The following is a 12,993-nucleotide window of genomic DNA, read 5'->3' on the forward strand; positions in this document are numbered from 1 at the left end:
GTCAATCCAGCAGCAGGACCTTGGCCAGCACGATCTTCGGCCCTTTCATCTTCTTGATGATGATCCGCAAGCCTTCAACCTCCAGCACTTCTTCCTCTTCCGGCACGCGCTTGAGGGTGTCGTAGATCAGCCCTGCCAGGGTTTCGGCCTCGATGTGGTCCAGGTCGACGCCCAGCAGGCGTTCCACCTTGAACAGCGGCGTATCGCCCCGTACCAGCAATTTGCCAGGCTGGTAGGCGAGGATGCCGCGCTCGGCCTTGCGGTGTTCGTCCTGGATATCGCCCACCAGCACTTCCAGCACGTCTTCCATGGTCAGGTAGCCGATGATCTTGCCGTCGGCTTCTTCCACCAGGGCAAAGTGCGCGCCGCCTTTGCGGAACTGCTCCAGCAACTGCGACAACGGCATGTGCCGCGACACACGTTCCAGCGGGCGGGTCAGCTCGGCCAGGTTGAACGATTCGGGGATGTGGTCCAGGGCCGCCAGTTCCAGCAGCAGGTCCTTGATGTGCAAAAGCCCGACAAACTCGTTGCGCACCGCGTCATACACCGGATAGCGGCTGAATTTATGGCGACGGAACAGCGCGAGGATTTCCTTGAGCGGGGCGTTGAAGTCCAGGGTCACCAGGTCTTCACGGGAGTTGGCCCAATCCACCACTTCCAGCTCGCCCATCTCCACGGCCGAGGCCAGTACGCGCATGCCTTGGTCGCTCGGGTCCTGGCCACGGCTGGAGTGCAGGATCAGCTTGAGCTCTTCGCGGCTGTAATGGTGCTCGTGGTGCGGGCCGGGCTCGCCTTGGCCGGCGATGCGCAGGATCGCGTTGGCGCTGGCGTTGAGCAGGTAGATCGCCGGGTACATGGCCCAGTAGAACAGGTACAGCGGCACCGCCGTCCACAGTGACAGCAGTTCGGGCTTGCGAATGGCCCAGGACTTGGGCGCCAGTTCACCGACCACGATGTGCAGGTAGGAAATCACGAAGAACGCGGCAAAGAACGACACGCCCTTGATCACTTCCGGCGATTCGACGCCTGCGGCGCCCAGCAGCGGTTCGAGGATGTGCGCGAACGCCGGCTCACCGACCCAGCCCAGGCCCAGGGAGGCCAGGGTGATACCCAGCTGGCAGGCCGACAGGTAGGCGTCGAGCTGGCTGTGCACGGTACGCAGGATCTGCCCGCGCCAGCCGTTGGTGTGGGCGATGGCCTCGACCCGGGTCGAGCGCAGCTTGACCATGGCAAATTCCGCCGCAACGAAAAAACCGTTGAGCAGTACCAGGATTAGAGCAAAAAGAATCATGCCGAAATCGGCGAAGAGTGTGGCGAGGGTGATACCAGGGGAAGGGTCCATGATTGGGTTTTGCAGGTTCCGTGTGTTCAATAAGGGGGTGACAGAAGGGCCTGAAAGGCAGGCGCAAGTCGGCCAATGTAGCGGCTGACGGGGCGCTTGCCTAGTGGTTGCTGCCGGGTGGGGCCTGGAATGCCTTATTCGAAACAGCACAATTCCAATTGTGGGAGGGGCCTTGCTCCCGAGAGCAGTGTGTCAGTCAGCATATCTGATACTGATGCACCGCCATCGGGAGCAAGCCCCCTCCCACATTTAGTTTTGTGCTGTGTTTGAGTTATTCGTCATTTCCGACGAGCCGCGAACGGGTCATCTGCGCGGGTGGAAAATGGCAGGTGAATGTACTGCCATGTCCCAGCACGCTGCTGATTTCCAGGCGTGCACGGTGGCGCAGCAGCACATGCTTGACAATGGCCAGGCCCAGCCCGGTGCCGCCGGTGTTGGAGTTGCGGCTGGAATCGACGCGGTAGAAACGCTCGGTCAGGCGCGGCAGATGCTTGGCGTCGATGCCGATGCCAGAGTCCTGCACGCTCAGGTGTGCGCCTTGCTCGTCGGCCCACCAGCGAATGCGGATAGTGCCCTTGTCCTGGGTGTACTTCACCGCGTTGAACACCAGGTTGGAGAACGCGCTGCGCAATTCGCCCTCGCTGCCTTTGAGCAACACCTGCGGGTCGGCATCCAGGCTGATCTGCTGCCCGCGCTCGCCCGACAGGGCCTTGGCGTCATTCTTGATGGTCTGCAACAGGCTCTGGACGGCTACCGGTTGGTTGTCCGACGGATAATCCGTGGCCTCGAGCTTGGCCAGCAACAGCAAGTCGTTGAGCAGGGTCTGCATGCGTGAACCCTGCTGCTGCATTTGCTGCAGGGCACGGCTCCAGCGCGGGTTGATCTCCTCGACGTTGTCCAGCAGCGTCTCCAGGTAGCCGCAGATCACCGTCAAGGGCGTGCGCAGTTCGTGGGAGACGTTGGCAACGAAGTCTTTGCGCATCTGCTCCAGTTGATGGATGCGGGTTACGTCGCGCACCAGCATCAGGTGTTCGTTGTTGCCGTAGCGGGTCAGGTACAACTGGATACGCACACGGTCGTTGGTGGGCGAGGGGATTTCCAGGGCTTCTTCGTAGTTGTCCTGCTCGAAGTATTCCTTGAAGCGCGGGTGACGCACCAGGTTGGTTACCGGCTGGCCGCTGTCCTGGGGCGTCTTGAGGCCCAGCAGGGTCTCGGCGGCGCGGTTCCACCACTCCAGGTTGCCGTCGCTGTCGAGCATGATCACCGCGTCCTTGAGCGCAGCGGTGGACTCCTGCACCCGGTCGATCACGGCTTGCAGGCGCCCGCGTACCCGTTGGTCGCGGCGTTGCAGGTGGTAGATGCTGTCGAACACCTCACCCCACAGGCCGTAGCCATCGGGCGGTGCTTCGTCGGGTTTGTGCTGGCGCAGCCATTCATGCAGGCGCAGCAATTGCTTGAGGGTCCAGCCCAGGTACAGGCCGATACCGATGGCCAGGCTCCAGCCGTAATAGCCGCTGACCAGGCCGACCAACAAGCAGGCGGTGATCAACAGGAGCATGTGGCGGATCAGGGTGCCATGCCAGTTCTGGTTCACTTAAACATGCGTCCTTGTCAGCTGTTAAGGAAGGAAAGTGGCTGGCTCAGCCCTTGGTGGAGAACCGGTAGCCGGTGCCGCGCACGGTTTGTACCAGATTCTCGTAGGCATCGCCCAAGGCTTTGCGCAGGCGACGGATATGCACATCGACGGTGCGTTCCTCGACATACACGTTGCCGCCCCACACCTGGTCCAGCAACTGGCCACGGGTATAGGCACGCTCCTGGTGGGTCATGAAGAACTGCAGCAGGCGGTATTCGGTCGGGCCCATCTCGGCCGGCTTGCCGTCGATGGTTACGCGGTGGCTGATCGGGTCCAGCAGCAGACCACCGACTTCGATAGGTGCTTCGCCATCGGTCGGGCCGGCACGGCGCAGCACGGCTTTCAGGCGCGCTACCAGTTCCCGTGGGGAAAACGGCTTGGTGATGTAGTCATCGGCGCCGACTTCCAGGCCCTGGATCTTATTGTCTTCTTCGCCCTTGGCGGTGAGCATGATGATCGGGATATCCCCGGTCAGCTCATCGCGCTTGAGGCGGCGGGCCAGTTCGATGCCGGAGGTGCCGGGCAGCATCCAGTCCAGCAGGATCAGGTCCGGCTTGCGGTCGACGATAATGGCATGGGCCTGCTGGGAGTTCTCCGCCTCCAGGCAGTCATAGCCGGCCATTTCCAACGCAACGGCGATCATCTCGCGGATGGGCGCTTCGTCGTCAACAATCAGAATGCTCCTGCCAACCATGCTCGAAAATCCTCTTGTCATTTAACTGTCTTGCGCCGCATTAGATAACGGAATTATTGCAGTCGTGTGACAGTAATTTAGTCGCTTGGGCAATTCGGGGCACTCTGGACTACGCTTTGGGTCCGAATCCTGACAACCACAAAAGGAAGGTTCCGATGACTCACAGTACTTTTTCTTGGAAGGCCCTGCTGGTCACGGCGGCGTTGACGCTCCCGACACTGGCATTCGCGGCGGAGCCGGCGATGACCCAGAACGGTCTGTTAGTGGATCACAGTGGGAAGACCCTTTACACCTTCGACAAGGACGCCGATGGCAAGTCAGTGTGCAAGGACCAGTGCGCGACCAACTGGCCGCCGCTGAAAGCAGAGTCTACCGACAAATCAATGGGCGATTGGACCGTGATCACCCGTGATGACCAGACCAGTCAATGGGCCTACAAGGGCAAACCTGTCTACACCTACAAGGATGACCACAAGGCCGGTGACAAGAGCGGTGATGGCAAGGGTGGGGCATGGCATGTGATCAAGCCCTGATTTCGCGGTGCTGCTGAAACCATCGGGGGCAAGCCCCCTCCCACCTTTTGATGTGTGAACACATTCAAATGTGGGAGGAGGCTTGCCCCCGATGAGGCCCGACCAGGCACTGCAAAAACCTCAGCGAAACGCGTAATCCGCCACAATCCCGACAAAAATCGCCAACCCGGCCCAGTGGTTGTGCAAAAACGCCTTGAAGCATTTCATCCGGTCCCGGTCGCGGGTGTACCAGAACTCCCAGGCAAAGCAGCCTGCCGCCGCCAGCAGCCCCAGGTGGAACCAACTCCCCAGCTCAAACCGTGCGCCGGCCAGCAACAGGCACAGCAGCGCCAGGCCTTGCAGGGTCAGGATGATCACCCGGTCGGCATCGCCGAACAGAATGGCAGTGGATTTGACGCCGATCTTCAAGTCGTCGTCGCGGTCGGTCATCGCGTAATAGGTGTCGTAGGCCACTGTCCACAACAGGTTGGCTATATAGAGCAGCCAGGCGGTAGCGGGCAGGTGGCCGGTTTCGGCGGTGAACGCCATCGGCATGCCCCAGGAAAACGCCGCGCCCAACACCACCTGGGGGTAATAGGTGTAGCGCTTCATGAACGGGTAGCTGACCGCCAGTGCCAGGCCGCCCAGCGATAACCAGATGGTGGTGGCGTTGGTCAGCAGTACCAGCAGGAAGCTGATCAGCATCAGTACCGCAAAGAACACCAGGGCCTCTTTCGAACGGATCCTGCCGCTGGCCAGCGGGCGTTGCGCGGTGCGCTTCACATGGCCGTCGACCTTGCGGTCCGCCCAGTCATTGATGACGCAACCGGCAGCGCGAGTCAGCGTAACGCCCAACACAAAAATCACGATATTGGCCAGGGACGGCGAGCCCTTGCCGGCGATCCACAGCGCCCACAGCGTCGGCCACAGCAGCAGGTAGATGCCGATGGGCTTGTCCATGCGGGTCAACTGAATGAAATCCCAGGCCCGGGGGTGCAGGCGGTTCAAGGATTTGAGCAGACGTTGATACATCAGCAGTTCTCCGGATGGTCATGCAGCGCATGCCAGAAAGCCGGCAGGAAGACTTCCGCCACCAGCACGCTCAGCGGCCCGCGATCGAAGCGTGAGCGGCGCGCCCACAGCCCGTCGGCCTGGTCCGTGGTGGGCAGCCATTGGCGAGGGTAATGGCACACCTCGATGGCCTGGCGGGTGAACGCGCGATCGCAAAACAGCAATTCGCCCAAGGAACGGCTGCCCAATTCATCCATATGCAAGCCGTCGCCCTGCAATGCACTGCGCGCCGCCACACTGCGGGCAAACACCCACGGTTGGCCATGCCCGCGCAAATACACCTCGCGCACCCAACCGATACTGGCCGGTGGCATGCGCAGCGCCGCGCATTCATCATCGCGTAGCGGCTGCCAGCCTTCGAACAGCGGCGTCACGCTGAAGCCATCGTGGGACAGCCACGTCAACCGGCGGGTCAGCGAGCCTTCGTCGAACAGCCAGTTCAGGGTCAAGGGCGCGGGCGCAGGGCTCAGGAGGCTCTGGGTCAACCATTGGCAAGCATCGGGAAGGGCGATTGAGTGCGGCACGGTGCGTCAGTATTGGCGGCAAAAGAGGCGGCGAGCTTACCATGGCGTCCTGATCTTTTGCCGGCCCGGCCCGGCGCCTTGTGTCGATCGAGCTTGCATCTGTCGGCCCTGATCAGTACAAAACGCCCTGAGCCGCGCGGCAACGCTGGATCCATCGACCGCCGGCCAACCTGCCTGGACCCTGAGGAAGCAAGTAAATGAAGAAGTGGCAATGTGTAGTCTGCGGCCTGATCTATGACGAAAAAGACGGCTGGCCGGATGATGGTATCGCTCCGGGCACCCTGTGGCAGGACGTACCGGAAGACTGGCTGTGCCCGGACTGCGGCGTCGGCAAAATGGATTTCGAAATGATCGAAATCGGCTAATTTTCAGTTTCAGAACCGTACTACAAGGAGAAAGGAATGAACGCACCTGTCGTGATCATCGGCACAGGGCTGGCCGGTTACAACGTGGCCCGGGAGTTTCGCAAGCTCGACAGCGAGACCCCATTGCTGCTGATCACCGCGGATGACGGGCGCTCCTACTCCAAGCCCATGCTCTCCACCGGCTTTGGCAAGAACAAGGAAGCCGATGGCCTGAGCATGGCCGAACCCGGCGCCATGGCCGAGCAACTCAAGGCCGAAGTGCGCACCCACACCCGCGTCAGCGGCATCGACCCCGGCCACAAGCGCCTGTGGATCGGTGAAGAAGCGGTGGTCTATCGTGATCTGGTCCTGGCCTGGGGCGCGGAGACCGTGCGGGTACCGGTTGAAGGCGACGCCGCTGAGCTGGTTTTTCCGATCAACGACCTCGAAGATTACGCCCGCTTTCGCGCCGCCGCTGCCGGCAAGCGCCGCGTGCTGCTGCTCGGCGCCGGCCTGATCGGCTGTGAATTCGCCAACGACCTGATCCTCGGCGGTTATGAAATCGACCTGGTGGCGCCGTGCGAGCAAGTCATGCCGACCCTGCTGCACCCGGCGGCGGCCGCAGCGGTACAGGCCGGCCTGGAAGGGCTGGGGGCGCGTTTCCACCTGGGCCCGGTGCTCAACCGCCTGCAACGCAGCGCTGACGGCCTGGAAGCGCATCTGTCGGACGGTGAAGTGGTGCACTGCGATCTGGTGGTCTCGGCCATCGGCCTGCGTCCGCGTGTCGACCTGGCTGCGGCGGCCGGCCTGCAGACCAACCGTGGGATCATGGTGGATCGCCACCTCAAGACCTCCCACGCCAATATCTACGCCCTGGGCGACTGCGCCGAGGTTGATGGCCTCAACCTGCTGTACGTCATGCCGCTGATGAGCTGCGCCCGTGCCCTGGCCCAGACCCTGGCCGGTAACGCCACGGCCGTCAGCTACGGTCCGATGCCGGTCACCGTGAAAACCCCGGTCTGCCCGCTGGTGGTATCCCCGCCGCCACGGGGCACCGAAGGGGTGTGGAGCGTCGAAGGCCAGGGTGCCGACATCAAGGCCCTGTGCCGCGACGCCAACGGTCGTCTGCTGGGTTACGCGCTGACCGGCAACGCCGTGATGGAAAAACTTGCCCTCAACAAAGAACTTCCGCCGTTGCTGGCGTAAATACCGGTCGTTCTGTCGGAATAAGCACGTTTTTCCCCCGAGAAAGGTCGCCGCGAGACTGGCGGAGCGTGCGAGGGCATGCCATCCTCACTCCCGTCTGCCGCAGAGTAGAGCCTGCGGCGCTTTGGGCGCTGCTCCACAGACGAGCAGCACGGACATAACAACAAAAAACCGTCAAAGAGGCTTCACATATGCGTAAACCAGAACTCGCAGCCGCCATCGCTGAAAAAGCGGATCTCACCAAAGAACAGGCCAACCGCGTCCTCAACGCCGTTCTCGAAGAAATCACCGGCGCCCTGCACCGCAAGGACAGCGTCACCCTGGTGGGCTTCGGCACCTTCCTGCAACGCCACCGTGGCGCCCGCACCGGCAAAAACCCGCAAACCGGTGAGCCTGTGAAGATCAAGGCGAGCAACACCGTTGCGTTCAAGCCGGGCAAGTCGCTCAAAGACAGCGTCAACCCGTAATTGCGGTACCGTCTCGAAGGGAGGCGGGGCGGTAAGAAGAATGGGCACGCCGACTGGGTTGGGTGCCCATTTTTTAATGCTTCAAATCACCTAAACACTGCTTGTTTATCTCAACGGCAAAGGCAGTCGTCGGGTCAAAGGCCTGAGGCTTTCACGATCGTTCCAGAGTCCCGGAAAGACTTCAAATTTCAAATCATCCCGGTTAACACCGGTATCGAAGTAGCGACACAGTCTGTCGGTGAGGTCCTCGTCTCCCCACATGTTGGTCAACTCATACTTTTCGATAATGTCGCGACTGTCAGAAAGTTGCAGATCTTCCTTTAGTGCAGGTACCAGGCTGTAGTCAGCATCGCAGCCGATGCCGAGGTCAACAAGATCAGCATCTCGAAACGGAAAGCCGCCCTCAAAGCTGACGTGGGGCCTGAGCCAATAACGCTCATGATCCGAAAGGCTAAATGGTGTGACGGAAATTAGTTTTTCCGTTGCCAATCTCTGGGTCACCACCTTGCCGACAAAACCACTGAACAGGATCATACTGTTGTCCAGCGCAAGCTCGGTCCAGGCGCCGTCCACACTTCTCACATCGTAGAAGCGCATGACGGAGTTTTTGATCATCTGGCCTACGGTGTATAAGTCATCTCGCAATTTGAGGCTGACTAGATCGCCTTCCTTCCAGAGGATGCGCTTGGCCATGGGCTCACTCCATTTTCAATAGTCATTGATGATATTCACGAGCAGCGGCCTGCTCGCGCACCCCTGCTTTTGCCGGCGACTTTGGCAGGGGCTTTGCCCTTGGTTTTATTCGCGGCTTTTATGCGTTTATCCAGTGCTTTGCCTGAGTCAGTCTGAGACAAATGTTTATCCGCCGCAGCTAGGTATTCTTTCCTTCGGCCATTTCCTTTGCCGACCGGATTTTGTGCGTTGGCGGTTCCATCTTTTCCTCCCAAACCTTCATACACTCGTTGTTCCAGCCCTCGTGTGGTGTCCTTGCCATCCTGTCCATAGGCGGTATGCAGGACTTGAGGTGCCTGGCCGCCAAAGCGATCGAAATTTGACCCGTAGCGATAGTTCAACACGTCTGAACCTACCTGCTTGCCTTGCATGCTGGCATAACCCACATAAGGTTTGCCGGTCGCTTTGTCGACGCCCAGGTAGGTGATATGAGTCGCTGTGGTTGGACTGCCTGCCAGCCCCCACGCATCACACCAGCCCATCGGATTAGGCCCGTACTGATAGAGGTTCAAGCCACCGGCGAGTCCTATGGGGTCCGGTGTGATAAACCGACCTATATCGGGGTCGTAAAACCTGAACGTGTTGTAGTGCAAACCGGTTTCCCGGTCCAAGTATTGCCCCTGAAACCTCAAGTTCTGCTCTTCGATGTAAGAAGATTCTCTGGTTTCCTCGGCGGTATTACCCCAAGCGTAATAACTGGCCTGCCATACACGGTGCCCATCGTGGTCCGTCAATTCGTGCGGCAGTCCGTTAGGGTCGTTGTGGTAGTACCTGATTCTTTGCAGTGGGCCCAGGCCATCAACACGTGCCAGCGCTTCATAGCTCCCATCTTCATAAAGATAAAGGCTGGTCTGGTTATTACGATGCTCTTGTATCAGTTGCAACCCGTCCCAGACAAAACGAGTGGTACCAAGCGTATTACCGTTGCTGTTTTGTTCGGTTTTTGTAATCCGACGACCTAAAGGGTCGTAGGTCATTGTGATGACGGTTTCATTGGCGGCGTGCTGATTTCGTATTTCGACCACTCTGCTTTCAGCGTCGTACTTGAATAGTTGAACGGCGCGACGAGCACTACGTTTTTCAACCAGCCGACCGAAACTGTCATACCGGTAACGCTTGTCTTGGTAGGTCATTAATTTGTTATGTACCACCAGGCCTACACCGGGCAGGGGACCATCCAGAAGGTTGGCCGCTGCGTCATAAGCAAAGCTTTCCTGCGTCCCATGTATTGGATTCTGGCTGGCAATGATGCGATCAGTGGCGTCGTAGTGAAACGACTGTTGGTGTGCAATTCCTGCTTTTTGTTCGTGGCGGGCGATCAGGTTGTCGCTGGGATCAAAGTCGAAGTATGTCGGGCTCATTCCCGTCAGTGGTCGCGGCAGGGTACTTGGATACCGTACACGAGCGCGCAACCGCCCGCCTCGATCATATTCAGTGCGGGTGCTGATCTGACCTTGTGTGCGAAGTACTTCACGATGCAGGCGGTCACGCTCGAAGTCACTGATGACTTGGCCATCGAGGTTGATCTGGTGCAAATGACCGCTGCCGTAGTACAGACGGTTGATCCAGCGACCATCGGGTAATTGGGTCTGGGTCAGATTGCCCAATTCGTCATAGCGATGTTTCAAACTGCCGGCCGAGCTTTGCTCTTCAAGTGGCTGGCCGAGGGCGTCATAGCGATAACTCAATTTTTGTTCGTTGCCCTGGGCGTCCTTGAATGTGATTGCGATCAATTGATCCAGGAGGTCGTATAAATAATCCGTGCGGCCATCGTCGGTGATTTTGACAACCAGGCGCCCGGCAGCATCACGCTCCAAATAGTGAACAATAGGCTGTTCAGGGATACCTGGCGCATTGCTGTCGTGAGCTGGTAAAGCAGTGACGCTGGTGATGCTGTTCAATGCATCGTAGTCATAGTGATGGGCGCTGCCATCTAGGTCGCGCTGCTCGACCAGGCGATCATTGGCATTCCACGTGAAACGATAACATTCGCCATTCTCATTGGTCAGTGCTTGCAGCCGTGCGTAGCTGTCATAGCTGAATTGCACTTTGCGGCCGTGCGCATCCGTGCGCTGGCGAATGCGCCCGCGAGGGTTGTACTGATAATGAGTCGAGTGGCCTGACGGGTCGGTATGGACCGTCAATTGTCCGCAGGCGTTGCGTTGAAAATACTCGATGCGACCATCTGGCAACTGCTGGCTGAGCATCCTGCCCGTCGTGTCGTATGTGAAGGTTGTTCGTTCCCCTAGCGGGTCGGTAATGACCTGCAAATAACCGCGCTCGTCGTAACTGAAACGCGTCGGGTAACCCGAACAATCGATATGCTCGACCAACTGCCCAAACGGATTCCAGCGCAGCTTCTTGCTTTTGCCGGTGGCGTCGATGATCTCCACGACCTGGCCGTGATCGTCATAACGGTAGCGGGTGACGTAGCCCAGCGGGTCGGTTTCGGCGATGCAGTTGCCGCGCTGATCGTAGCGATACGCCCAGCTATTGTCGGCGGCGTCGGTCTCCACCAGCGGCAGTGCCCAATGCTCAAGCCACAAGGTCGAGTCACTGCGGCCCAGCGGGTCGGTCTCGCCGATCAGGTTGCCGGCGTCGTCGTAGCTGTACGTATAGCGCCCGCCCAGTGGATCGGTGGCGCTGAGCAATTGGCGCTCGTCGTTCCACTCGAACAGCCAGGTTTGCCCGAGGTTGTCGCAGTAGCGAACGATCTGGTGCTGGGTGTTCCAGTGGCGAGTACTGACGCGTTGCAAGCCGTCGGTAATCCGCGTGATACCGGCCTGCAAGTCATAGTCGAACTGGTAGGCGTCGCCTTCGTCGGTCCAGTGCCGGACCACGCGCCATTCCACGTCTTCAACCAAGGCCCATTCGTAGAAACAGCGCAGACCGGTCGGCAACTGGTGCTCGACCATGCGCTGGCCGGCATCATAGCTGAAGCGTCGCTGTACCTGGCCAGTGGCATCGCGGACCTCAGCCAGGTTGCCGATAGCGTCGTAGCCATAGCTTACGAGTACTTCGCGACGCTGATCGGGGTACAGTCGTTCGAGCCGCACCACGTGGCCTTGATCGCGGATCAACTCCACTTGCACCAGGTCGAACGTATCGCGCAGCCGGATCAGCCGCCCGGCTTCGTCGTAATCAACATGGATGCGGTTGTCGTTGCGGTCGCCGAGCTGGCTGAGGCGCAGCAACGCCGGGTTGGCGGAAGGCTCAAATAAGCGATACAGCCCGTCATCGCTTTCGATCAGCAACTGCCCATTGAGGTGTCGGCGCACGGCCAGCCCTTCACCGGCGCTGAACACCGCGCCGCCCAGGGGAATACTGCCCATGTCGATAGGCCGGCCCTGTTCATCGGTGTAGACCAGCGTTTCGCCGCCGTCGGGGTGAGGCTGGATGTCGACGCACACTTCATACGGCAGGCTCCAGCCTGCGCCGAACAGGCTGCCCGAGCGTTCGTCGCGGCTGTTGTAGAAGCGTTGCCAATCAATCGGCAGGATGCCGGGCAGTACGAAATCCAGCTCATCATCGCCGCCCAGCACCTTGGCGCCGGTGGCCGCATGCACCGGGTTCGACGAGCCCATGGCCGCATTGGCCATAGCCCCCATCGCGCTGCTCACGGCCATCGAGGTCGCGCCGCCGATCAACATGCACGGCAGCTTGCTGAAGAACTTGCCCTTGCCGCCCTTGAGCATCAACAACGCTGTCACCGCCAGCCCGACGCCCGGCGTCTTGCCGCTGCGGATCTCGCGCACCACCACCGAACCGCCGCCAATGGTCACGTTGGAGGAAATCAGCCCCGACGACACCACCGTTGCATCGCAGGTGCTGCGGTCACCGCTGCGCACTGCCGGCTGGCCATTGATGGTGACTTTTTCCGAACCCTCGGCCAGAAACTGCGGCGGCATCGGCGGGTGCTTCATGCACGTGACCAAATCCAGCGGCTTGGGTTCGGCGCCGGGCGCAGGTGTGGCAACCGTGGGGCGCCACATCTGCGAGAAGAAACTCTCGGCCATGTCCAGGTAGCTGGCTTCCGGCTCGGGCGCGGGTTCTTCCAGCTCAGTGCCGGCGGGTGCGACGTGAGAACTGATCGCGCCAGCGGCGCGAGCGGCCGGAATACTGTTGGTCAGGGTATTGGTGGAACCGGTGAGAATGTTCGCCTGTACCGTAGGCGGGAACAGGGCGTTGCTGAAGCTCTCGCATAAATTCGATAAGCCTTTGTCCGCCCCGGTCTTGCTCATGGCCAGGCCGACAATCGTGCCCACCACGGCGCCCAGCAGGAAGCAACCCAGCCCGCCGGTGGCCACGGTAATCCCGGTGGCGGCAACCACCGCCGCAGTCGCCACGGCGGTGATCGCAATATTGGCCGCCACCTCCAGCACACCGCCGAGGATGTCGGCCATCATCGAAGTGTGGGAGAGCGCATCGCCCATCCGGGCCGCCCATAACGCGTCAGACATACAAG

11 protein-coding genes are annotated in these 12,993 nt (G+C 60.1%); 4 read left to right on the plus strand and 7 right to left on the minus strand.

Annotated elements, in window-relative coordinates:
* Nucleotide 1: 1 nt before the first annotated feature.
* The 3 genes from BFP99_RS01155 to phoB form a co-directional block, all read right to left on the minus strand.
* Nucleotides 2–1,342 carry a hemolysin family protein gene (locus BFP99_RS01155; RefSeq protein ID WP_027608251.1) on the minus strand — a complete coding sequence of 447 codons (1,341 nt, stop codon included), beginning with the start codon at nt 1,340–1,342 and terminating at the stop codon, nt 2–4.
* Nucleotides 1,343–1,613: 271 nt separating this feature from the next.
* Nucleotides 1,614–2,900 carry a phosphate regulon sensor histidine kinase PhoR gene (gene phoR / locus BFP99_RS01160; RefSeq protein ID WP_235865632.1) on the minus strand — a complete coding sequence of 429 codons (1,287 nt, stop codon included), beginning with the start codon at nt 2,898–2,900 and terminating at the stop codon, nt 1,614–1,616.
* 82 nt (nt 2,901–2,982) lie between these two features.
* Entirely contained in the window at nt 2,983–3,672 is a 690-nt protein-coding gene (gene phoB / locus BFP99_RS01165; protein WP_003176964.1) for a phosphate regulon transcriptional regulator PhoB, read from the minus strand.
* 155 nt (nt 3,673–3,827) lie between these two features.
* On the opposite strand from phoB, the gene BFP99_RS01170 reads away from it, so the two are divergent.
* Nucleotides 3,828–4,205 (plus strand): COG4315 family predicted lipoprotein, encoded by a 378-nt coding sequence (locus BFP99_RS01170; RefSeq protein ID WP_027608253.1) that lies wholly within the window; start codon nt 3,828–3,830, stop codon nt 4,203–4,205.
* A 120-nt stretch (nt 4,206–4,325) separates the two neighbouring features.
* On the opposite strand, the gene ubiA is transcribed toward BFP99_RS01170, so the two are convergent.
* Nucleotides 4,326–5,216: a 4-hydroxybenzoate octaprenyltransferase gene (gene ubiA, locus BFP99_RS01175; protein WP_065926743.1), complete on the minus strand. Its 891-nt coding sequence runs from the start codon at nt 5,214–5,216 to the stop codon at nt 4,326–4,328.
* Entirely contained in the window at nt 5,216–5,779 is a 564-nt protein-coding gene (locus BFP99_RS01180) for a chorismate--pyruvate lyase family protein (protein WP_065926742.1), read from the minus strand. The genes ubiA and BFP99_RS01180 overlap by 1 nt, the downstream gene beginning before the upstream one ends.
* Before the next feature lie 197 nt (nt 5,780–5,976).
* Between BFP99_RS01180 and BFP99_RS01185 the strand changes: the two genes are divergently transcribed.
* The 3 genes from BFP99_RS01185 (at nt 5,977) to BFP99_RS01195 (ending at nt 7,796) form a co-directional block, all read left to right on the plus strand.
* Nucleotides 5,977–6,144 (plus strand): rubredoxin, encoded by a 168-nt coding sequence (locus BFP99_RS01185; protein ID WP_003213373.1) that lies wholly within the window; start codon nt 5,977–5,979, stop codon nt 6,142–6,144.
* A gap of 36 nt (nt 6,145–6,180) precedes the next feature.
* Nucleotides 6,181–7,329, plus strand: coding sequence for an NAD(P)/FAD-dependent oxidoreductase (locus BFP99_RS01190; RefSeq protein ID WP_065946490.1), 1,149 nt, complete (start codon nt 6,181–6,183; stop codon nt 7,327–7,329).
* 191 nt (nt 7,330–7,520) lie between these two features.
* Entirely contained in the window at nt 7,521–7,796 is a 276-nt protein-coding gene (locus tag BFP99_RS01195) for an HU family DNA-binding protein (RefSeq protein ID WP_003213368.1), read from the plus strand.
* Between the two features lie 105 nt (nt 7,797–7,901).
* Here the strand turns inward: BFP99_RS01195 and BFP99_RS01200 are convergent, their stop codons facing one another.
* Together BFP99_RS01200 and BFP99_RS01205 are read right to left on the minus strand one after the other, a co-directional pair.
* On the minus strand, nt 7,902–8,489 hold the full coding sequence (locus BFP99_RS01200) for a hypothetical protein (RefSeq protein WP_065926740.1): 588 nt from the start codon (nt 8,487–8,489) through the stop codon (nt 7,902–7,904).
* Nucleotides 8,490–8,524: 35 nt separating this feature from the next.
* A complete protein-coding gene (locus tag BFP99_RS01205; RefSeq protein ID WP_065926739.1) occupies nt 8,525–12,988 on the minus strand; it encodes an RHS repeat-associated core domain-containing protein in 4,464 nt (1,487 codons plus the stop codon).
* Nucleotides 12,989–12,993 lie beyond the last annotated feature (5 nt).

It is taken from the genome of Pseudomonas sp. 1 R 17 (genome assembly GCF_900067035.1).
GTDB lineage: Bacteria > Pseudomonadota > Gammaproteobacteria > Pseudomonadales > Pseudomonadaceae > Aquipseudomonas > Aquipseudomonas marginalis.

Bases quoted from the DNA above. Each gene is read 5' to 3' on its own strand.
- BFP99_RS01190 (WP_065946490.1), top strand. From the start codon at position 6,181: ATGAACGCACCTGTCGTGATCATCGGCACAGGGCTGGCCGGTTACAAC.
- phoR (WP_235865632.1), bottom strand. From the start codon at position 2,900: ATGCTCCTGTTGATCACCGCCTGCTTGTTGGTCGGCCTGGTCAGCGGC.
- BFP99_RS01170 (WP_027608253.1), top strand. From the start codon at position 3,828: ATGACTCACAGTACTTTTTCTTGGAAGGCCCTGCTGGTCACGGCGGCG.
- BFP99_RS01205 (WP_065926739.1), bottom strand. From the start codon at position 12,988: ATGTCTGACGCGTTATGGGCGGCCCGGATGGGCGATGCGCTCTCCCAC.
- BFP99_RS01200 (WP_065926740.1), bottom strand. From the start codon at position 8,489: ATGGCCAAGCGCATCCTCTGGAAGGAAGGCGATCTAGTCAGCCTCAAA.
- ubiA (WP_065926743.1), bottom strand. From the start codon at position 5,216: ATGTATCAACGTCTGCTCAAATCCTTGAACCGCCTGCACCCCCGGGCC.
- BFP99_RS01195 (WP_003213368.1), top strand. From the start codon at position 7,521: ATGCGTAAACCAGAACTCGCAGCCGCCATCGCTGAAAAAGCGGATCTC.
- BFP99_RS01185 (WP_003213373.1), top strand. From the start codon at position 5,977: ATGAAGAAGTGGCAATGTGTAGTCTGCGGCCTGATCTATGACGAAAAA.
- phoB (WP_003176964.1), bottom strand. From the start codon at position 3,672: ATGGTTGGCAGGAGCATTCTGATTGTTGACGACGAAGCGCCCATCCGC.
- BFP99_RS01155 (WP_027608251.1), bottom strand. From the start codon at position 1,342: ATGGACCCTTCCCCTGGTATCACCCTCGCCACACTCTTCGCCGATTTC.